We start from the raw sequence: 20,511 nt of genomic DNA, 5'->3' as shown, positions 1-20,511 counted from the left end.
GGAGGGACCGCCTGCTTCAGCAGACGGGGGAATCCGCGCTCCCTCCCTTCGGATTTTGTCGGTGCCGGTCGGTACCGTCGGCGGGGTCTGGTTCTGGTGTGGGGGTGGGTGTGCGCAGGTCGTTCAAGTTCCTGCTGCGTCCTACCGCGCGGCGGGCGGGGTCTTTGACGGCGTGTCTGGAGGCCGGGAGTTGTACAACGCCGCCCTTGAGCACCGCCGCACCGCCTACCGCAAAGCGGACCGGGTTCCCCCGCTTCAAGGGGCGGGGCTGGTTCGCCTCGGTGACCTGGCCCCGGGACGATGACGGGTGCCGCTGGGACTCCCAGCCCCAGCACCCGGCCGCCGCCTTCGTCCGGCTTCAGGGGGTCGAGCACGTCCGCGTTCACCTGCACCGTCCCGTCCACGGCGTGGTGAAGACCATCAGTGTGAAGCGGGAAGGGCGCCGCAAGGCGGTGGTGCGGGTGGCGGCGCTGCACGCCAGGGTGCGCCGTCAGCGGTTGGACGGTGCGTGCAAGGCCGCGCTGAGCCTGGTCCGCGCCAACGACGTGATCGTGCACGAAGACCTGCGCATCACCACCATGACCCGCTCGGCGTCCGGCACCGCTGAGGAGCCGGGGCGCAGCGCGGCGCAGAAGTCGGGGCTGAACCGCAGCATCCTGGACGCGGGTTGGGGGGTGTTCCTGACGATCCTCGCGCACAAGGCTGAAAGCCCCGGTCGAGAGCTGATCGCAGTCAACCCCGCCCATGCCTCCCTCACCTGCTCGCATTGCGGGCACTGCGCGAAGGAGAACCGTGTCACCCAGGCCGCGTTCGCATGCACGGCGTGCGGGCATACGGCACACGCCGACGTGAACGCGGCCATCAACATCCTCAGGGCAAGGCTTGCCCTTCGCGACGCCGCGGAAGCGGCTTAGCGAGAAGCCGCTTCCTTCGGGGAGCGGAGGAGTCACCAGCCCATGAACCCGTGATGCGCGATTTCCAGGACCTCGGTCGCGACGGACGAGGTGTCAGGGTCGAGCGTCGGGCCCGTCCAGCTCACCGGCACCACTTCGAGCAGCGACCAGCGCGCGACCAGCGTCCCGTTGGCCCGCAGCGCCTCGATCTGCGCGGTCGGACGCTCGATGCCCGTCGCCACGGAGGAGATCCAGGCCATCACCTTGGCCGTCTCCTCGTTGATCGGACGGGTCAGCCGGATGTTCGAGTGCCGCACCCGCGTGGGCAGCTGCCACACGTGCCCGTTGTTGCCGCCTTCTTCACGCTGCTCGATGTCCACCTGGGCGTCGAGCCCTTCGCACCCGTTGAAGTTCCCCAGGCTCTCCCCGTCGATGGAGAGCCTGAAGAACGTCGTCGAGCCGGGATCGTTCTTCTTCGGCATCGCATTCCGTTCAGTAGGTCCGCGGGTCGCGCAGCCGCCCGACCCTTTCCCGGTCCATTCGCAGTTCCGCCCGCAGCAGCCGCGTCAGCGGCCCGATGAGGCGGCGGGCGAGTTCGTCCAGGTCGATCTCCGGTTGCCGTTCTTGGGTCTTGCGCTGCGTCCCCGAGGTCTGCGCCCGCCGCTGAACAGGCGCGGGCGCGGCCGTCGCCGTCCGGGCCACGGGCGCGGGCGGGGGCCGCATTGGCGGCACCGCCGGTTCCGTCTCCTGCTGTTTTCGCGCGGGCGGCGGGGGCGACGCCGCTTCCCGCTGCACCGGCAGAGCGGCGGGCGCGGAACCGGACGGCGAACGGGGTACGGGCCCGGCGGCCTCCCAGGCAAGGGCGGTGTCGAAGGAGGCCGCCGGGCGCGCACTGGGCATACCCGGAGCCGATTGAAATCCGGGCGCCCGGCTCACCGGGACGGGCGACGCAGTGGAGGATGGGGCAACCACGCCGCGCCGAGCCGATGGCCGCGAAAGAGCGACCGGCCGAGCCGCACCAGCGCGCTCGACCCGCCGCATGACAACAGGAGCCGCCACCGCCTTGGGGACGTCCCTTCGAGCAGGAGCGGTATTCACACTCCGAGTACGAGCCGCCCGCCGAACCGGCCGAACAACGCCGACCGGACGCGAAGAACCCGCCTTCTCAACCCCGCCAGGAGCGGCACCCGGCACCGTCGAACGCCGAATCGTACGAACGACCACGGGCGGCCGAGGCGCGGAGGCATCGTCATGCGAATCGGCAGGCGGCGAAGCCGTCCCGCCGTCCCCATGCGCCGAAACCGGAGCAACGCCGGTCGCCGCGACACCCGGTGCCGACGAACGTTGGATTGGACGAGCGACCGAAGGCGGTTGTGGCGCGAAAGCACCGCCTCCCTCATCGGGAATTGGTGCGTCGGGCACGGCGCGCGGCATCGGAGGACGTTGGGGCGGAGTCGGGTGCGGATCCGCCGCCGAGCGTTGGACGGGTGGGCCAAGCCCCACCCGCCGTCCCGCCCGTGCGGTGGGCGGGACGACGGGTGAGGGACCCGGAACCTGAGCGGAGACGCGCACGGCACGTAGCGCGCTCTCTTCTCCCGCCGGTTCCGCGGCCGCCCGTCCCATCGAGGTGGGACGGGATCCAGGAAGATCAACTCGGGCTTCTGGCAAGGGGGCGTTCGTTTCCCCGCCAGGTCCTTTCACAGGCGGCTCCACACTCGAAGCCTCCGGCGACGGGACGTCCGCCGCCTTGCGCTGGACCGGACTCCCGGCGGTCGGCGGCGCCGACAACGGCGCCCCCAGCCCCGCGCGCCTCCCAGCCCGCGGGGCCTTGGACACCGGACGCCCCTGCGGCCGAACAACCTCCGCCTGGCGCGCGGGCGCATCGGCCTCCCCGCGCGCGGCAGGCGCGGAAGCACTCGACGGCCGCTCCGAAACCGGCTCCTTCACCGAGCGCTCGAAGGACGTGGGAGCGCTCGCGGGCGGCCTCGAAACCGGCATCTCCGTCGAGCGCTCAACCGGAAGTTCGGGAGCCTTCGACGGCGTCCCGTCTGAGCGCCGAACCGGAGGTTCGGCCCCTATGGGCGCGGCGGGCGTAGGAGCGCTTGACGGCGACTCCGGGACCGGCCTCTTCGCCGAGCGCTCGGAGGGCGTGGGCATGTTTGGCGGCGGCCCCGGAATCGGTGCCCCCACTGAACGCTGGACCGGCAGGTCTGGCTCGGGCGTCGAACCCGCAGCGGACGCAGGAGCCTTCGACGGGCGCTCGACCTGTTCGGGCTTGGACACCGCATGCGCGGCGGGCGCGGAAGTATTCGACGGCCGTCCCGAGACGGGCGGCTCTGCCGAACGCGCAACAACCGGCGGTTCAGTCTTGGGTGCGGTGGGCGCGGGCGCACGCGAAGACGGCGAAACCCGTGCCTCCGCCGAACGCCGCACCGGCGGTTCAGCCTTGGACGTCGCGCGGACGGCAGGCGCGGGAGGGCTCGGAGACGGCCGCTCTGAAACCGGCGCCTTCGCCGAGCGCTGCACCGGGAGTTCGGGCTCAGGCGCAGAAGGTTCGGAGGAGTCGAGGGTTCTCGACGGTGGAGTCAAAGCCGGGGGCTCCGCCGAGACCTGGGCCGGTGGTCGGGGTTCGGGTACCGGACGCGCGGACGGCTTGGAAGCGTTCGGCGGCGAAACTGAAACCGGTGGCTCCGCCGTGATCTGGGCCGGTGGTCCGGGTTGGGATACCGGACGCGCGGACGGCTTGGGAGCATTCGGCGGCGGGGCTGAAACCGGTGGCTCCGCAGGGACCTGGGCCGGTGGCTCAGGTTCGAGGGCCGGGCGTGCGGAGGGCTTGGGAGGGGTCGGCGGCGGGGCCGGAACCGGTGGCTTCGCTGAGCGTTGGATCTGGCGTTCGGGCTCGGAGATCGAGCGGGCGACACGTCCTCCGCGGGACTGCGACCGCGCGGGCGCGGCGAGCGGCTTCGCCGTCGTCCCCCCGCTCGGTTCCGCGACCGAGCGCATCGGCGCGCTCTCCTCGGCTGGCGGCGGAGGAGTACTCGGAGCCGCCCGCCGCGCGGTCGGTGTCGTCCCGGGAGCCGCCGCCTTGCGCTGGACCGGACGTCCGCCAGGCCGCGACGCGGACGCCGGGCCGCCCGCGTCAGCCGGGGCGGCGGGCTCGGCGGCGGCCGGGGCGGGCGGGAGGTCGGCGTCAGCGTCGGCGTCGGTCGGAGGGGGCGCGGGTGAGGGGGTCTCCTTTCGCCGCACCGGCGGGTCGGCGGGGCGTGACCTGAGCGGGCGCACCGGGCGGGGCACCGCGCGCGCCGCCGTCAAGGGCGTCGCCGGGCGCGGTGCCGGGTCGGGCTCCGGGGCCGCCAGTGGCATCGGCGGGGACGTGCCCTCGTGCGCGGGACGGGGCGGGTCCCACTCCATGCTGCTCGGCGCGTCCAACCGGATCCGGCGGGCGATCTCGCCCGACAGCGACGGCGACCGCCACGTCGCCAGGGCCGAGCCGAACGACGTGCTGGAGATCGTCCCGATCGGCGGCGATGTACGCGGCGACGGCAGCGAGCGCCAGCCGGGCGTGCCGGACGGAGCCGCGGCCGGGGCCGGAGCCGGGCGCGGGCGGCGGGTGAACAGGTCGCGGAGGCCCATGGCTCAGTCGCTCACCAGGGACGCGATCTGGGTGACGTACCGGCGCCGGTCCGGATGCTCCAGGTTCATGATCTCCTCAAGGGACCAGTGGAAGTGGTAGGCGATGTAGGCGATCTCCCGGTGCAGGCGGTCCGGCGGGTACGTCACGATTCCCCCAGGCGGCTCCCGGCGAGGTCCACCTGGAAGGACTCCGCGCAGGACGGGCATTCCACGCTGGCCAGGGTGTGGCCCTCGGCGTTGATCTGGCGGTAGAAGTCCTGGAGGAACGCCAGGTCGGAGGCGAACATCCCCTCCACGACGCCGTCGTGGACCTCCGTCAGCGAGCCCAGCCGGGTGATCACCCGGGCGAGCAGCACCACCGACAGGTACGGCGGGTTCTCCCGGACGCGGACGTCCTGGAGGGGGATGAGCTCGTCCTTGGCCGTGGCCAGGCGCATCGCGCCCTCGCGGTGGACGGTCCCGCTCTTGTCCACGTAGCCGCGCGGGAGTTCGAAGGTGAACTCGGTCCGCATCCGGACCGAGTCCACGGCGGGCGCTGACCGGCGCATCAGCCGCCTTCGACCTTCATCTCTTCGTAGGTGATGGTGATCGTCTCGGTGACGGGCGAGGTGCTGCCCGCCTCCAGGTCGTCGAACTTCTGGCTGCTGCACCAGGCGTTGCGGAGGTTGAACCGCCGCACCGGGTTGTTCTGGTAGTCCATTTGGATGATCGTGGCGTTCTTGCGGGCGGCGCTCATGTCGCCCTCGAACGACTTCTTGATCCAGTCGGAGAACGCCTGGCTCTGCGTCGTGGCGCGGACGACCTGGATCTCCCCGGCCTTGGCGACGCCGGGCATCTTCGCGGTCGCCGGCTGGCCCTTCGCCGAGTTCTGCTTGAACTCGATGACGTCCTGCTCCTGGCCGAGCCCGCTCACCCGCTGCAGGTACTCGACGGTGGTGCCGTCGATCTGGAGGCCGAAATTGTGCGCGGCCGCCGAGTCGGCTTTGTTGAATGCCATGGTTCTCCCTGTCCTTGAAGACCGTCACGTATTGAGCGGCGGGGCGCCCTATTCCTCCAGCTCGCCGCCGCCGGAGATCTGCGCCAGCCGGAAGACGACGAACTCGGCGGGCTTGACCGGGGCGACGCCGATCTCGCAGACCACACGTCCGAGGTCGACCGACTCCGGCGGGTTGGTCTCCTCGTCGCACTTCACGTAGAACGCCTGGTCGGCGGTGGCGCCGAAGAGCGCGCCGTCGCGCCATTCGGTGACCAGGAAGGCGGAGATGTTGCGGCGGATCCGCGCCCACAGTTCCTGGTCGTTCGGCTCGAAGACCACCCATTGGGTGCCGATGAGAATCGACTCCTCCAGGTAGTTGAAGTAGCGCCGGACGTTCAGGTACCGCCAGGCCGGGTCGGACGCCAGCGTCCGCGCGCCCCACACCCGGACGCCCCGTCCCGGAAAGGCGCGGATGCAGTTCACGCCGATCGGGTTGAGCAGGTCCTGCTCGCCCTTCGTGACCTGGAGCCCGAGGTCGACGGCGCCGCGGACGATCTCGTTCGCGGGCGCCTTGTGCACGCCCCGCTCGACGTCGCTGCGGGCCCAGATGCCCGCCATGTGGCCGCTCGGCGGGACGAGGCCCGTCTGCCCGGACGACGGGTCGAAGACCTTGATCCACGGGTAGTAGAGGGCGGCGAAGCGCGAGTCGTACCCGGCGGTCTCCTGCCGCCACTCGTGCACCTGCCGGACGTTCAGCCCCGGCGGCGGGTCGAGGATCGCCACCCGGTCGCCCATCAGCTCGCAGTGCGCGATCATCCCGAGCTGGACGGCCTTCACGCTCTCCAGGTCGAGGACGCCGCGCTCGTAGGCGCTCATCAGGTCCGGCGCGGCGACCATCGTGACCGCGTCGATGGCCTCCAGGCCGCCGAAGCCGGTCCGGTCGGCGGTGTCGCCGAGGTAGTGCTCGGGCGTGATCGCCTCCCCGCCGGCGGTCGGCGCGGCGGGCGCGGCCGGGACGGCCAGCGTCACGCTCTGGTTGTCCGGCCGGACGAGCTGCCCCGCCGCGGCCTCCGTCACCGTGATGAGCTTCGACCGCTCCCGCACCTGCGTGACGACGTAGTTGCGGGTGTTCTTCTTCGTCGAGACGTTGAAGCTCTCGACCACCGAGCCGTCGACCTTGACGACGAGCTTGAACCGGTCGTCGGCCTTCTCGCCGCCCTTGTCGCCGCCGTCGGCGTCGGCGACCTCCACCGTGACGCTCGCGGCCGCCGCCCCCGGGACGGCCGCGACGTCGAAACCGCCGAGCCGGGCGGGCTCCGGCGCGGCGGCGAGCTGCTTCGGCGCGCCGGACGCGCCGTTCCCGTTCCGGGCCGTCCCGCCGACGCGGATCACGTAGCAGGTGGCGCCGCCGTTGTTGAAGAACCCGTACACGGCGTGGGCGAGGTAGCAGCCGTCGGCGAAGTCCCCGAACGAGGCGACGTACTGCGACCAGTTCGTGACCAGCACGGGCTCGTTCAGCGGGCCTTCGGGAGCGAATCCGACGAAGGCCGCCACGGACGTGCCCACCCCCTCGATCGGGCGGGACCCGCTGGCCACCTCCTCGACGTAGACGCCGGGCGACAGGTACGTGGGCATTGGCAGCTACTCCCCCGAATCGGGACGGCTTGGTCTACCGAAACCCTGCCGTCCGGCCGCGCCGCCCGGAACGTCCGTTCGTCCCGTCCCGGGGGCACCCTCGGCTGCCCCCGCGGACCCGCCCGTCCGGACCGCCGCCCTCGGCGTCGGGTGCCTCTTTGCCCGAGCACGTCCACACATGGGGGGCAGTGTCAGCGGGGGCAGGGAAGCGTGCACCCGGGGGTGCACGCGGGGCCATGCCCGGCGCGCGCGGGCGCGCCTAGTGTCCGGTCGGTGAGCATCTGGAGTTCTCTTGATCCGGCGTCCGCCACCGTGGACCCGGGTGCCGCCGCGACCGTCACGCTGCGGCTGCGCAACACGACCGACCTGGTGGAGGAGTACCGCGTCTCGGTCGCGGGCGGTCCCGCGGTGTGGGCCGCGGTCGAGCCGCGGTCGCTGCGCCTCTACCCGGGGACGACCGGCGCCGTCGAGATCACGTTCCGGCCGCCGCGCACCCCGGACGCCCCCGCCGGCGGGCACCCGTTCGCCGTCGAGGTGATCCCGACCGAGCAGCCCGGGGACAAGACCGTCGTCGAGGGCCACCTCACCGTCACGCCGTTCACCGAGGTGCGGGCGGAGCTGCTCCCGCACACCGTGGCGGGACGGTTCCGCGCCAAGCCCAAGTTCGCCCTGGACAACCTCGGCAACACGCGGCTGACCGCGTCGCTCACCGGCAAGGACAACACGGGGCAGCTCGGCTTCGAGCTGCATCCCGCGAACGTGCAGGTCGATCCGGGTCGAGCCGCGTGGGTGCAGGGACGGATCAGGCCCGGCTCCATCACCTGGTTCGGGCAGCGCGAGTCGCACCCCTACACGGTGAACGTGCTGCGTTCCGGGGTGGAGCCGGTCGAGGTGGGAGGCGTGTTCGTCCAGCGGGCGGTGATGCCGCGCTGGCTGCTCGGCTTCATGGGCGTGCTCGTCTCGGCCGCCGTCGCTTTCACCATCGCCTGGTTCGTGTTCGACCCGAAATTCGGCTCGCGGGCGCGCGACGGCGGAATGGTCCCGGTGGGGAATCCGCTGAGCATGCCGGACGGGAAGCCGTCCAAGGCACCGGAGCCCGACCAGGAGCCGAGAAAGGCGCCGCCCGCCCCGCCGCCCGGCGGCGGCGAGGAGGAACCGCAGGGCGGCGACGGCGGCGAACGGCAGCTCGGCGGCCCCGGCCGCCGGCTCCTCTACCTGAGCAGGGCCGCCCCGTGGCCGGACCCGCCGAAGCCGGACGAGCAGCCCGCCACCTGGCCGTTCCCCGTGAAGAGCCCGGGGTTCGAGCGGCTGAACGACGAGTGGAAGTGCACGTGGAGCTCCGTCCGGTACACGCTCTGCGGGATGAAGTACGCCTACGTCCCGGGCAGCTCGACGACGTTCGACTTCTGGGTGAAGTCGAACGGCGACCCCAACGCCAGCATTTCCGTCATCTTCGACTGGAACTTCGACGGCGACAAAGAGGCGCTCCAGCGCCGCGAGGTCTTCAAGCCGTTCAAGCTCGAACCGAACCAGGAATGGCAGAAGTACACCGAGGAGGTCGGCCTGGAATTCGCCGAGGGCCAGGACTTCCGCGACATCAACGGTGGCAAGCTGAGCGTCGGCTTCTGGGTGCGGTCGGGCGACTCCCCGATCGAGGTCCGCTCGAACGTCCCGCTCGACCAGGACCAGATCTCCGCGCTGCGCATCCCCTACGACCCGCGGTGACCGAGTCGCCGGGTCAGAGGTCCGCCGCCGGGACGTCGCCCGGCAGCAGGCGGCCCAGCTTGCGGTACTCGCGGCGCGCCCCGGCGAGCAGGTCGGCCATCGCGACGGGACGCCCGGCCGCCGCCGCCAGGTACCCGGCGGTGACGGCCGCGCCGCGGATCGCGCCGCCCGCCAGCTCGAACTCCCGCGCGCACCGGTCGAGGTCGACGGCTTCGTCCACGGGGACGGGCGGGGCGAGGCAGTGCTCCCACAGCGCGCGGCGCTGCGCCGCGTCCGGGAACGGGAAGTCGACGACGATGTCGAGGCGGCGGGTGAAGGCGTCGTCGATGTTGGCGCGCAGGTTGGTGGTGAGGACGGCGATCCCGCCGAACGACTCCAGCCGCTGCAGCAGGTAGGCGCTCTCCAGGTTGGCGTACCTGTCGCGGGCGTCCCGGACGTCGGAGCGCTTGCCGAACACGGCGTCGGCCTCGTCGAACAGGAGCACCGCGTCCATCCGGTCGGCCTCGGCGAAGATCCGCTCAAGGTTCTTCTCGGTCTCGCCGACGTACTTGTCGACGACGGCGGACAGCTCCACGACGTACAGGTCGAGGCCCAGTTCGCCCGCGAGCACCTCGGCCGACATGGTCTTGCCGGTGCCGGAGTCCCCGGCGAACAGCGCCACCACGCCCCGGCCCCGGCCGCCGCCGCTGCGCAGCCGCCATTCCCCGAGCACCCGGTCGCGGTGCCGGGCCCGCTGGATCAGCTCGCGCAGCCGCCCCGCCGGTTCGTCCGGCAGGACGAGATCGTCCCAGCCCACCGCCGGGACGATCCGCCGCGCGTGTTTGTGCAGGCCGCCGGCGTTCTGGAGGCGCGCTCCCCGGTGCAGGTGCGCGGCCGACAGCGGGACGCCGTCGAGCGCCGCGTGGTCGAGCGCCGCCCGCACCGCCCGCCGGACCTGGTCCGGGGTGAAGCGGTAGGTGGCGGTGGCGGCGTCCAGGTCGAAGCCGAGGCCGTCCGGCAGTTCCGCGCGCCAGGCACCGGCCGCGTTCTCCCCCAGGGGGACGTCCAGGACGAGCGGCTGCGCCTCGCTCCACCCCGGGTCGAACGGCTGCGGGCCGGTCAGCAGCACCGGGACCTTCGCGGACGCCTCCGCGAACGCGCGCAGGAGGGCCCCGGCGTCCGGGAGCGGGCCCGCCACGACGGCCGCGCCGCGCATCGCCGCCTCCCGCACGACGACCGGGACGAGCGAGGCGTCCAGCCGGTCCGGGTCGGCGGCCAGCACGGGCAGCCCGGCGGACGCCGCGGCGGATCGGGCCGCCGCGACGCCCGCGCCGGGCCGCGGCTCGTGCAGGTAGACGAGCGGCGGGTCGGCGGAGCGCAGCCGCTCCGCGAGTCCGGGCGGCGGCGACCCGTCGGCCACGGCGTCGCCGTCGAGGCGGACCACGCCGGTCAGCTCGTCGTCGGGCGCGTCGTCGCCGAGCAGGAACGCGGCGACCCGGTCGGGGACGTGCAGCGCCCGGCTCAGGAACGGCCGGTCCGCGTCCTGCGTGGTGACGAGGCGCCCGGCGATCAGCGGCGCCCCGGCCGCGAACCGGGCGCGGCCGGGCGCCGACGTCACGGGCGTCCCGCACAGGTCGAGCGCGAGCCCCACCGACGCGCGGCGGCGGCTCACGTCGTCGTTGAGGTAGCCGTACAGCGCCTCGAACGAGCGGTCCAGGTCGGGCGCGACCGCGATGAGCAGGATCTCCAGGTCGAGGTCGGTGAGCCCGAACGCGGCGGCGAGCCGGTGCACGCGCGCCTCCGATCCCGCCGCGTCCGCCAGCTCCCGCGCGGCCCGGTCGTAGCGGGCGTCCGGGACGGGCCCCGGCCCCGGCCCCCCGGCCAGCCACCTCGCCGTCTCCGGCGGGACGTACAGGCCCCGGTACTCGTCCCCGGCGGACGGGTCGGCGCCCGACCGCTCCTCGACCAGCCGCCTGACGCGGGTGCGCAGCAGCTCGATCCGGGCCAGCAGGTATCCGGCCGGGTCGGTCACGTCAACCGCTTCCGCCGGACGTCCACCAGCGCGGACACGCTCTCGCGCACCGTCACCTCCACCTCGGTGACCGGTGGCGCGGCGCCGAGGTCGGGCGCGACCGGGAACGGCGCGAGGACGACGACGTCCAGCGACGGTTTCAGCTCGCCGCCGAGCGCCGACCACAGGTCGGTGATCGACCGCGGCTCCGGCGGCGGGACGGCGACCGTCACCGGGATCGCCATCCCCGTCGCGGCCAGCACGCCACCGTCCGGCAGCGTCTCCGCGGGGAGCGTCTCGTAGCGCAGGAGGCAGCCGAGCACCGCCGACAGGAGGCGGTGCTCGTCCTCGGGCCGCTTCGTCCACGCGCTGATCAGGTAGGAGAGGCGGTAGTGGCGGGGCGGCTGCCGGTAGCCGGTCACCCGCCCGTCCTCGCCGTGCACGCGGGCCGGGCCGAGCTCCCGCCGCGCCATGTCCTCGCGGACGTCGTACAGGTAGGCGTTCACGGTCGGGGTGTTGCGGCGCGCCGCCCAGTCGCGGGTCGGCGCGTCGAACACCAGCTGCACGTCCCCGCCCGCGAGCGCGCGGGCGCTCAGCAGGGCGCGGAGCGCGTCGTCCACTTCGTGGAGCATCAGATGTAGCCCTCCTTGAGGGCGTAGGCGACGGCGTGGGCGCGGTTGCGCAGATGGAGCCGGGTCATCAGGCCGTGCAGGACGTTCTTCACCGTCCGCTCGGAGTAGGCGAGCTTCCCGGCGATCTCGGACGTGTCGAGCCCGTCCGCGACGAGGCACAGCACCTCGCGCTCGCGGTCGGCCAGCCCCGCGGCGGCGAGGCCCTGCGCCTGCGCGCCGCGCTGCATGCGGCCGACCTGCTTGAGCAGGCGTCCTTGCAGGTCGGGCGGCAGGCTGCCGCCGCCGCCCGCGGCCGCGACGATGGCCCGGACGATCCCGTCCGGGGTGGCCTCGCGCCGCCACAGCATCGCGACGACGCCGCATTCGACGGCCTCCAGCAGGTGCGCCTCCTTGAGGTCGCTGACGATCAGGACGGGGCGGGCCCCGACGGTCCGGGAGAACCGCCGCAGGACCGTCTTGACCTGCTCGTCCACGACCTCGGCGACGACCACGACGACGACCGCCTCGGCCTCGCCGACCAGGTGCAGCTCGGGACGGCGGCGCAGCCCGCCGACCACTCCCTCGTGCGTGATGGGGTCCGGAGCGTGCACCGCCACGGGAATCGTCTGCACGGCGTCACCGCCTCCCCGCCGCCGGGCCGGGGCCGGGCGCCTCGGCGTCCGGGGGTTCGGCGTCCTCCGCCGACAGGTCGGCGGGCGGGGCGACCGTCCCGTCGCGGCGGACGCGCCAGATCGTCCCCGCGCGTTCCGGGCGCCCGACCGAGACGACCGCCGAACCCGGCGGGATCTTCTCCGGCACCTCCATGCCGTCGTCGATGAACACGGCCCGGCCGAGCTCGGCCCCCTCCTCCGGCTCGATCGACGCCTCCAGCGGGAAGCCCACCGTCCGGACGCGGACCGACCAGTGCCACGGGTCCTCCCGCAGCCGCCGCGCCATCCCGAGCGCGGCCCTGCGCGCGGCCTTCCGGCCGCCGACCAGCGCGATCGGCCCCGGATACGCGGCCAGGTTCACCCACATGCCGGGACGCAGCCCCGCGAGCAGCGGATAGGGCGCGAGCGGCTGGACGTCGTCGGTCAGCTCGTCGATGTCGCTCACGAGCAGCCGCCAGCGCCGCCCGCCGGAGACGGCCCGCCACGGCTGCGGCGCGGCCCCGTCGGCGGCGGCCAGGTGCAGCGTGACCTCGGTGTCGTCGATCGTGACCGCGCGGACCTTCGGCACGTCGCGGCCCGCCTGCTCGCAGTCGACCGCGAGCAGCAGGAGCGCGCTGTGGACGCGCGAGGCCGCCCTAGGGTCGGTGCTGGTGCGGGGCACCGGGACGGCGGTGGTGAGGCGGCGGCCCCAGGCCCAGCCGGCCGCGCCTAACGCGAGGAGCGTCGCCACGGTGCCGCCGATGGCGCCGACCGTCCCCCACGGCACGCCGCCGGAGTCGTCGGCGGACTCGTCCGCCGACGCGTTGACCGGCGGCGCCTTGGGCAGCTTCGGCATCGCGTCCAGGGACGGCAGCGCCAGGCTCGGCGAAGGGTCGACCGGCTCTTCGGACTTCTTCGGACGGTCCGCCGGAATGTCGGTGTCCTCCGCGGTCGGCTTCTCGACCGGCCTGGCCTTCTTCGGCTTCGGCCGTCCGGCGGACGCGGGTTTGCCGCACGCCGCGGAGCTGGTCGGATGGATGCGCAGGGAACTGACGCCCGATCCGATCCCGTTCAGCGTCGAGCTGGGCGGGAGGCACGCCATCAAGCCCTTGAAATTGATGTCGTCGTAGAGACCCAGGTAGCTCCCGCTCCGGTTGCTGACCGAGCGTGTCCGATCGTTGAAGAACGTCCAATCACCGTCCATTTTCAGGTCGGTGTCGGGATTGTTGGTGCCGATGAGCCCGCCGCCATCCTGAAGGTCGGGCTTTCCGTACAGGCACCAGAAACCCTCATGGTCGCGGCACGGGACGTCGCCCCGCGCACGCGCCGGAGGGCCCGTCATCGCGGCGGCCACGAGCAGCGCCCCGGACACCGCACCGGCTCTCAGAAAAGACACCGGCGGCCCTTGCCTCATGCGACGCCCCGCAAAAGCGCGGCGGCCGCGACCATGTCCCCCTTCGCGGCGGGCCCGCGGGCCTCCGCGATCACATGTCGACTCATGCCGACAAGCCTCGCGAAGGCCGCCGTCCCCGGAATCCCCGGAGGCTACCCAATCGCCGGTACAGGCTGCTGTACCCGCCGAACGATCTCGCAGTTCAGCGACGCCCCCGCCGCACCTCCGGTAATTCGCTGCTCGACTCCCCGGGGCGAGAAGGCGAAACGGTCACTCCTCGTCTTGGGGAAGGCTCGTCTTCGCCGTCCCGTAGTCGCCGGTCGGCGCGTTCGGGTCGCGGCGGTAGACCAGGTGGAGAACACCCGTCTTGAACGTCTTCGACGAGACGAGCTCCAGCGGCAGTGGGGCGTCGCGGTCCTCGAACAGCCGCGTGCCCTTGCCCACCACGATCGGGTGGACGAGCAGGTGCAACTCGTCGAGGAGCCCCGCCTCCAGCAGTTGCCGGACGATCGACACCGACCCGCTGATCCCGATCTGCGACGTGGACGGCCCCTCCTCCTTCAACGCGGTCACGGTCTCGATGAGGTCGCCCTGGAGCTGCTCGGAGTTGCGCCAGGTGAAGTCGAGCTTCTGCCCGGACGCCACGATCTTGCGCGCCTCGCCGAGCTTCTTCGCGAACGGCGCGTCCTCGCCCCCGGCCTGCTCCCGCTCCGGCCACGCGCCCGCGAAGCTGTCGTAGGTCTTCCGGCCGAACAGCAGCGTGTCGGCGGCGCCGAGCTGACCGTCGACGGCCTGCCCCATCTCCTCGTTGAAGTACGGGAAGTGCCAGTCCTGCGGGTCGTCGATGACGCCGTCGAGCGAGATGAACAGCCCTGCCGAGATCTTCCGCATGGTGCGGCTCCTTCCGATCGGTTCCTCGTGTCACCAAGTACGACCAGGGCCGCGCGCGGAACTCATCGGCATCAGGCCGACTTTTCATGGAATGACCGCTAACGGGTCACGTAGGCGAGGACGCGGCGGTGCCGGTCCCCGTCGTCGGCGACGCGGAGTTCCTGGAAGATGCCGCGCCGGGCTCAGCTCGCGGCGGGTGGGAGGACGAGGCGGAACGTGCAGCCCTGGCCGGGGGCGGTGTCGAGTTCGAGGCGTCCGCCGTGGTTCTCGGCGATGGCGGCGGCGATGGCCAGGCCGAGCCCGCTGCCGCCGTGGTCGCGGGACCGGGACGGGTCGACGCGGTAGAAGCGCTCGAAGAGGTGGGCTGCCTTGTCCGGGGCGAGGCCGGGGCCCTCGTCGGCGACCTCGATGACGCGGACGCGCGTCCCGTCCTCGATCGGCGGGGACGGGCTGACCCGCCCGTCGCGGTCCCCGCCGCAGGCAGGGCCGGCGCGCGCGGTGCCGACGCGGACGTGGATCGGGGCGCCGGACGGCGTGTGCGCCAGCGCGTTGGACACCAGGTTCGTGAGCACCTGCCGGAGCCGGTGCGGGTCCCCGGTCGTCTCGACCAGCTCCAGTTCGCCCGTGTCGTCGTGCAGCGGTTTCAGGCCGATGGGACGGCCGGGGTGCCGGACGGCGGCGGTGCCGATCGCGTCCGCCGCGATGGCGAGCAGGTCGACCGTCTCGCTGCGGTAGACGGGCTCCTGGTCCAGCTTGGCCAGCAGCAGGAGGTCGTCGACCAGGACGCTCATGCGCTCCGCGTTCTGCCTGATCAGACGGTCGGCGGCGGCGCGCTGCCGGGCCGGGAGCTCGGCGTGCCGCAGCGACAGCTCGGCGAAGCCCTGGATCGAGGTCAGCGGCGTGCGCAGCTCGTGCCCGGCGTCGGCGACGAAGCGGCGGAGCCTCGCCTCCGACGACTCGTGCTCGCGCAGCGCGCCCTGGAGCTGTTCGAGCATGGCGTTCAGGACGCCGCCGAGGCGTCCGATCTCGGTGCGGGGATCGGCGTCGGCGACGCGCTCGTCCAGCCGCCCGGCGGTGATCTCCTCGGCGGTCCGCTCCATCCGGGTCAGCGGGAGGAGGCCGAGGCGCACCACCCAGCGTCCGGCGACGACGAGCGCGGCGAGCGTCAGCGCCAGGACGACCGCGTTCAGCCACAGCAGCCTGGACAGCGCGCCGTCGACGGTGTCCATCGGGAGGGCGACGAGGACGACGCGGCCGTCGGGGGCCGTCCCGCGCCGCACCCGCCAGCGGCCGTCGCCGGCGGACGCGGGCAGCGTCCCGAGCCCGCCCGGCCGGACGTCCAGCTCGGCCAGGGTGCGCGGGAGGCGGGGCGCCGACTTCGGGCCGCGGCCGAGGGTGTGCGGGGAGAGGCGTCCGGAGGCGTCGTAGAAGTAGAGGCGGAACTCCGAAGGCAGCTCCGCGCCGTCGGGCGGCGGATGGGGCGGCTCCCGCCGTCCGGACGACGCGTCGAAGTGGCGGGGCGCCGGCGGGAAGCCGCGGAGCTGCTCGTCGACCTGCCCGAGCAGCCAGGACCGCATGACGACGTACCCGATCGCCTGCGAGGCGAGGACCGCCGCCGCCGCGAGCGCCGTCGCGCCCAGCACGAGGCGGCGGCGCAGCGACCCCGGCCCGCCGGGCAGCGCGCGGATCACGGCTCCGCCGTCTCGGCGCGCCCCGCCGTCTCCGCGCCCTCGCGCGGGAGGCGCAGGCAGTAGCCCACCCCGCGGACGGTGTGGATGAGCGGCGGGTCGAAGCGGTCGATCTTGCGGCGCAGGTACTTCACGTAGGTCTCGACGATGCGGCCGTCCCCGTTGAAGTCGTACCGCCAGACGTGGTCGAGGATCTGCGCCTTGCTCAGCACCCGGCGCGGGTTCGCCATCAGGTACGCGAGCAGGCTGAACTCGGTGGGCGACAGCCGGATGTACTCGCCCGCCCGGTGCACCTCGTGGGCCGACTCGTCCAGGACGAGGTCGGCGTAGCGGAGGACGTCGTCGCGCGGCGCCGTCCCGTTGCCGGTCGCGCCGGACCGCCGCAGGATCGCCTGGACGCGCAGCAGCACCTCCTCCAGGCTGAACGGCTTCGTGACGTAGTCGTCCGCCCCGGCGGCCAGCCCGGCGACGCGGTCCCCGACCTCGCCGAGGGCCGTCAGGAACAGGATCGGGGTGTCGACGCCCACGGCGCGCAGGCTCGCGGTGACGGTCAGGCCGTCCACGTCCGGGAGCATGACGTCGAGGAGGATCAGGTCAGGGCGGAACCGCTCGACGGCGAGCAGCGCGCCCTGGCCGGTGCCGCGGCTGTCCACCTCGTACCCGGACAGCCGCAGCGTCGACTCCAGCAGGACGCGGATGCCGTCGTCGTCCTCCACGACCAGCACGCGCCGGGGGACGTGCTCGGCGTCCGTCGCAGCCACGATCGATCACCTCGCCCACGGGGTCAGCGAGCCGCGCAGTCGTAGAGGGTAGCGCCGCGCCCGAAGCCCATCGGGCCGCCGCCGGTCGGCGCGCCCGTGCCGCCGTAGGCGGACGGCGGGACGGCCCGGCAGTGCCCGGACACCCACGCCGCCCGCCGCGCGGGCGCGCCGCCGCGTCCGGGGAACGGGCCGCCACCGGGCATCGCGGAGCCGAGGACGAAGCGGAGCTCGCCGCGGCGCGTCCACCGCTCCAGTTGCCGGACGGACGGGGCGTCGTCCGCCGACATGAAGCCGCCCATGCCGATGACGCGCGAGTCGCTGTGCAGGATGTACGGCGACGCCGCCATCGCTCCGCCCTCGACGGCGAGGGTGATCCGCGCGCGGCCCGACTCGCGGCGCGCGTATTCGAGGATCTTCCGCTGTTCGCCGCTGAGCCCGGCCCCGTCCCGCGGCCCCGGCCCGGGCGGGAACGGCCCCGGCGGAAGGGCCCCGCCGCGCGGCACGCCGCCGGGAGGGCCGCCCGGCATGCCGCCCGGCCCGCCGGGCGTCGGCGGGCCGGGCGGGAAGCCGCGCGGCCGGTTTCGTCCGCTCCCGCCGAAGGGCGTCGTCATCGGGCCCGCCGCCGGGATGACGCCGCCCATCGACGCGGACCCGTCCGCCGGGACGGCCACCGCCCACGCGCCCGGCGCGACGAGCACCGCCGCCGCGCCGACCGCGAGCGCGACGGGCAGCAGCCTCACCGGACGCCACGAAGCCGCGCACAGCAGGACGACGGCCGCCGCGCCGGTCGCGGCCACGGGCCACACCAGCCAGCCGTGCCATTCGGGCGTCCGCCGGATGACGGCGACGGCCCACGCCACCGTGACCGCGACGGTGACCGCCGCGACCGGGGCGGGCCACCGCGCGCCCGCCCGATGCGCGCGGACCAGCACGGCGACCAGCCCTCCGCACAGGGCGCCGACCGCCGGGGCGAGCTGCGTCGTGTAGTACGGGTGGAAGATCCCTTCCTGCATGGAGAACACGCCCGCGCACACCAGTAGCCAGAGGCTCCACAGCACCCATCCCGAGGCGGGAGGGACGGCCACCTCGGACAGCCGTCCGCGGCGGCGCAGCACGGCGACCGCCAGCGCGGTCGCGACCGCCGCCGCGCACACCGGCAGGAGCCAGCTGATCTGGCCGCCGACCGCGTCCCCGAACATCCGCAGCGGGCCGGTGCCGCCGCCGAACATCGCGCCCGGTCCGCGCGGCGCGCCGGGCCCGCCGGGCCCGGCCCACGGCGGCGGCCCCCCAGGGCCGGGACCGCCGCCGGGGCCGGGTCCCTGGCCGAAGACACGGCCGAGGCCGTTGTAGCCGACGACCAGGTCCCAGGCTGAACCGTCCTCGCTGCCGCCGATGTACGGCCGGTCGCCCGGCCACAGCGCCACCATCGCCACCCACCACAGCGACGAGACCGCGAGGACCAGGCCGGACGCCGCGAGCCGCCCCAGCCTGCCGAGCCACGGGCCGCCCGCCCCGGCGAGCCACGCGGCCGTGAAGGCGGGCAGGATCATCCACGCCGCCAGCATCTTGGTGACGAACCCGCAGCCGACGAGGAACGCGGCGCCGCACAGCCACCACGTCGCGGCCCGTCCCGCCCGCTCCTGGAGGGCCCGCGTCAGCGCGTACGCCGCGCACACCAGCAGCAGGAGCAGCGGGGTGTCGAGGTTGTTGCTGCGGGTGATCGCGACGGTGATCGGCGTCAGCGTCAGGACGAGCGCGGCGGCGAGCCCGGCGCCCTCGCCCGCCCAGCGGCGCACCGTCCGGTGCAGGACCAGCACGGCGAGGACGCCCTCGACCGCCTGCGGCAGGACCAGCGCCCACCCGTGCAGCCCGAAGACCTTGGCGCTGAGCACCTGCGGCCACAGTCCGGCGGGCGGCTTGTCCACGGTGACGACGCCCGCCGGGTCGTAGGAGCCGAACATGAAGTTGGTGAAGCCCTCGCCCATCGATTTCACGGCGGCCGAGTAGTACGTGTTGCTCCACCCGAGCGATCCCAGCGCCCACCCGTACAGGACACCGGCGAGGACGAGGATCGCGCCCAGCGCGGCGGTCGGTGCCCAGCCCGGCAGGGCGCGCGGGCGGCTCTCGGACGGCCCCGTCCGGGATCCTTCCGAGGCGACGACGTCGGAGGAGGAGCTCATGAGGGGTCACCTTCCGGACGGCGGCGGAACACCGCCGTGCGCAGCACGACGAAGCGGATCGCGGTGACCAGCACCGACGTGACGGCGAGGACGAGCGTCTCGGCGCCGTGCGACGCGCCGGGGTCGGCCTGCTGGAACAGCAGCACGGCGGCGGACGTCACCGAGTACCCGAGGGCGAACAGGGCCCCGGCGCCGAGATGCGCGCGTCCCGCCCCGACCGCCGAGCCGCGGAACGTGAGCCGCCGGTTGGCCTCGGTGTTGAGCACCGTCAGCACCACCAGCGAGACCAGGTTGGCCAGGGCCGCGGGCCACCACGAGCGCAGCAGCCAGTAGAGCAGCGCCTGCCCGGCGGTCGAGACGACGCCGATCGCGACGAAGCAGACCAGCTCCCAGGTGAGCACCGCCCGTTTCCGCGCGGGCGCGAGCACCGCGTCCGGGTGCGCGGCGCACGGATCGGCCCGGCGCGGCACCGCCACGTCCGCGGCCCCGGACGCCTTCCGCCTGGCCATCCGCCACATCCCCTTGAGGTCGTCCAGCGCCGTCCGGACGACGTTGACGCGGGTGTCGACGTCCTCCACCCAGTCGACCGGCACCTCGTGGATGCGCAGCCCGTTGTGCTCGGCCAGCACCAGCAGCTCGGTGTCGAAGAACCACGCGTCGTCCTCGGTCGCCGCGAGCAGCGGCCGGACGACCCGCGTCCGCGCGGCCTTGAAGCCGCACTGCGCGTCGCTGAACCGGGTGCCGAGCCCGTACCGGAGGAGCGCGTTGTAGCAGCGCGAGACCAGCTCGCGGCGCGGGCCGCGGACGGTGCGGGCGCCGGGCGCGAGGCGGCTGCCGATCGCGATGTCCGAGTGGCCGCTGGCGAGGGGCGCGATGAGCGGCAGCAGGCCGTCCAGGCCGGTGGACAGGTCGACGTCCATGTAGGCGACGATGTCGGCGTCGCTGGTCGCCCACGCCGTCCGAAGGGCGAGGCCGCGGCCCTTGCGGTTCAGATGCAGCACCGTCACTCCCGGCAGCTCGGACGCCAGCCCCCGCGCGACCCGCAGGGTGTGGTCGGTGCTGGCGTTGTCGACGACGGTGACGCGCCACGGGAACGGCAGGTGCTCCAGCAGGTAGGCGTGCAGGGTGTGCAGGCAGCCGGGAAGCGCCCTCTCCTCGTTGTACACGGGCAGGACGATCTCGACGGTCGATGTCCCGGACAGGGTCCTGGACGGCGTCCCGGACGCGGACGCGTCCGGGACGGCGGGGGGCTGGTAGGGCCCGGTCGCGCTGTGCGCGGCCGGGCCCAGCTCGCTGGGAGCGGGCGTCATGGAGACCTCGGAGGGCAGGGAGCGGGGAGCGCCCGCCGCACCGGGCGCGGGGACGCCTGCCGCGCCCCGGGGCGGGGTCCCCATGACACTTCCGGCGGCCCCGGAAGATCAACGGGGAGGACCCTGGGAATTGGCCGAGAGTCCCGAAACCCGCCGCTCGCCCTATAACGGCCGT

Annotated in this window: 17 protein-coding genes; 2 read left to right on the top strand and 15 right to left on the bottom strand. The window is 73.8% G+C overall.

Annotation, left to right across the window (positions count from 1 at the left end; translation table 11 throughout):
• Positions 1 to 407 precede the first annotated feature (407 nt).
• Positions 408 to 914: an RNA-guided endonuclease InsQ/TnpB family protein gene (locus FXF68_RS43840; protein ID WP_246178652.1), complete on the top strand. Its 507-nt coding sequence runs from the start codon at positions 408 to 410 to the stop codon at positions 912 to 914.
• A 32-nt stretch (positions 915 to 946) separates the two neighbouring features.
• Here the strand turns inward: FXF68_RS43840 and FXF68_RS13035 are convergent, their stop codons facing one another.
• The 6 genes from FXF68_RS13035 to FXF68_RS13015 form a co-directional block, all read right to left on the bottom strand.
• On the bottom strand, positions 947 to 1,375 hold the full coding sequence (locus FXF68_RS13035) for a phage tail protein (protein ID WP_148759153.1): 429 nt from the start codon (positions 1,373 to 1,375) through the stop codon (positions 947 to 949).
• A gap of 10 nt (positions 1,376 to 1,385) precedes the next feature.
• Complete coding sequence (locus FXF68_RS13030) at positions 1,386 to 1,616, bottom strand: hypothetical protein (RefSeq protein WP_148759152.1); 231 nt, start codon at positions 1,614 to 1,616, stop codon at positions 1,386 to 1,388.
• Positions 1,617 to 4,529: 2,913 nt separating this feature from the next.
• Positions 4,530 to 4,673, bottom strand: a complete 144-nt coding sequence (locus FXF68_RS42310; RefSeq protein WP_169809383.1) for a DUF6760 family protein — start codon at positions 4,671 to 4,673, stop codon at positions 4,530 to 4,532.
• The gene (locus FXF68_RS13025; RefSeq protein ID WP_222868598.1) at positions 4,670 to 5,074 is read right to left on the bottom strand and encodes a hypothetical protein; all 405 of its coding nucleotides are present in this window, start codon (positions 5,072 to 5,074) and stop codon (positions 4,670 to 4,672) included. Before FXF68_RS13025 ends, FXF68_RS42310 begins: the two co-directional genes overlap by 4 nt.
• The gene (locus FXF68_RS13020) at positions 5,074 to 5,523 is read right to left on the bottom strand and encodes a phage tail protein (RefSeq protein WP_148759151.1); all 450 of its coding nucleotides are present in this window, start codon (positions 5,521 to 5,523) and stop codon (positions 5,074 to 5,076) included. The genes FXF68_RS13025 and FXF68_RS13020 overlap by 1 nt, the downstream gene beginning before the upstream one ends.
• A gap of 48 nt (positions 5,524 to 5,571) precedes the next feature.
• Positions 5,572 to 7,137, bottom strand: coding sequence for a phage tail sheath family protein (locus tag FXF68_RS13015; protein WP_148759150.1), 1,566 nt, complete (start codon positions 7,135 to 7,137; stop codon positions 5,572 to 5,574).
• Between the two features lie 273 nt (positions 7,138 to 7,410).
• Here FXF68_RS13015 and FXF68_RS13010 point away from each other — a divergent pair, with 273 nt between their 5' ends.
• Positions 7,411 to 8,862, top strand: a complete 1,452-nt coding sequence (locus tag FXF68_RS13010) for a COG1470 family protein (protein WP_148759149.1) — start codon at positions 7,411 to 7,413, stop codon at positions 8,860 to 8,862.
• Between the two features lie 13 nt (positions 8,863 to 8,875).
• Here FXF68_RS13010 and FXF68_RS13005 read toward each other — a convergent pair whose 3' ends face one another.
• The 9 genes from FXF68_RS13005 to FXF68_RS12965 all read right to left on the bottom strand — a co-directional run bounded on the left by FXF68_RS13005 (position 8,876) and on the right by FXF68_RS12965 (position 20,420).
• Complete coding sequence (locus tag FXF68_RS13005) at positions 8,876 to 10,873, bottom strand: ATP-binding protein (protein WP_148759148.1); 1,998 nt, start codon at positions 10,871 to 10,873, stop codon at positions 8,876 to 8,878.
• Complete coding sequence (locus FXF68_RS13000; RefSeq protein ID WP_148759147.1) at positions 10,870 to 11,484, bottom strand: Pvc16 family protein; 615 nt, start codon at positions 11,482 to 11,484, stop codon at positions 10,870 to 10,872. Before FXF68_RS13000 ends, FXF68_RS13005 begins: the two co-directional genes overlap by 4 nt.
• On the bottom strand, positions 11,484 to 12,095 hold the full coding sequence (locus FXF68_RS12995) for a helix-turn-helix transcriptional regulator (RefSeq protein WP_222869906.1): 612 nt from the start codon (positions 12,093 to 12,095) through the stop codon (positions 11,484 to 11,486). The genes FXF68_RS13000 and FXF68_RS12995 overlap by 1 nt, the downstream gene beginning before the upstream one ends.
• Positions 12,096 to 12,099: 4 nt before the next feature.
• On the bottom strand, positions 12,100 to 13,509 hold the full coding sequence (locus FXF68_RS12990; RefSeq protein WP_187437885.1) for a peptidase inhibitor family I36 protein: 1,410 nt from the start codon (positions 13,507 to 13,509) through the stop codon (positions 12,100 to 12,102).
• A 267-nt stretch (positions 13,510 to 13,776) separates the two neighbouring features.
• Positions 13,777 to 14,397: a dihydrofolate reductase family protein gene (locus FXF68_RS12985; RefSeq protein WP_148759145.1), complete on the bottom strand. Its 621-nt coding sequence runs from the start codon at positions 14,395 to 14,397 to the stop codon at positions 13,777 to 13,779.
• Positions 14,398 to 14,579: 182 nt separating this feature from the next.
• Entirely contained in the window at positions 14,580 to 16,088 is a 1,509-nt protein-coding gene (locus FXF68_RS12980) for a sensor histidine kinase (RefSeq protein ID WP_222869905.1), read from the bottom strand.
• Positions 16,085 to 16,846 carry a response regulator transcription factor gene (locus FXF68_RS12975; protein WP_148759144.1) on the bottom strand — a complete coding sequence of 254 codons (762 nt, stop codon included), beginning with the start codon at positions 16,844 to 16,846 and terminating at the stop codon, positions 16,085 to 16,087. The genes FXF68_RS12980 and FXF68_RS12975 overlap by 4 nt, the downstream gene beginning before the upstream one ends.
• Positions 16,847 to 16,869: 23 nt before the next feature.
• Complete coding sequence (locus FXF68_RS12970; protein ID WP_148759143.1) at positions 16,870 to 19,026, bottom strand: ArnT family glycosyltransferase; 2,157 nt, start codon at positions 19,024 to 19,026, stop codon at positions 16,870 to 16,872.
• Complete coding sequence (locus FXF68_RS12965; RefSeq protein ID WP_246178651.1) at positions 19,023 to 20,420, bottom strand: bifunctional glycosyltransferase family 2/GtrA family protein; 1,398 nt, start codon at positions 20,418 to 20,420, stop codon at positions 19,023 to 19,025. The genes FXF68_RS12970 and FXF68_RS12965 overlap by 4 nt, the downstream gene beginning before the upstream one ends.
• Between the last annotated feature and the right edge of the window lie 91 nt (positions 20,421 to 20,511).

The sequence above is a fragment of the Actinomadura decatromicini genome (assembly GCF_008121305.1).
GTDB lineage: Bacteria > Actinomycetota > Actinomycetes > Streptosporangiales > Streptosporangiaceae > Spirillospora > Spirillospora syzygii.
The sequence above is the reverse complement of the archived record's forward strand: the minus strand, read 5'-3'. Positions and strand labels throughout refer to the sequence as shown.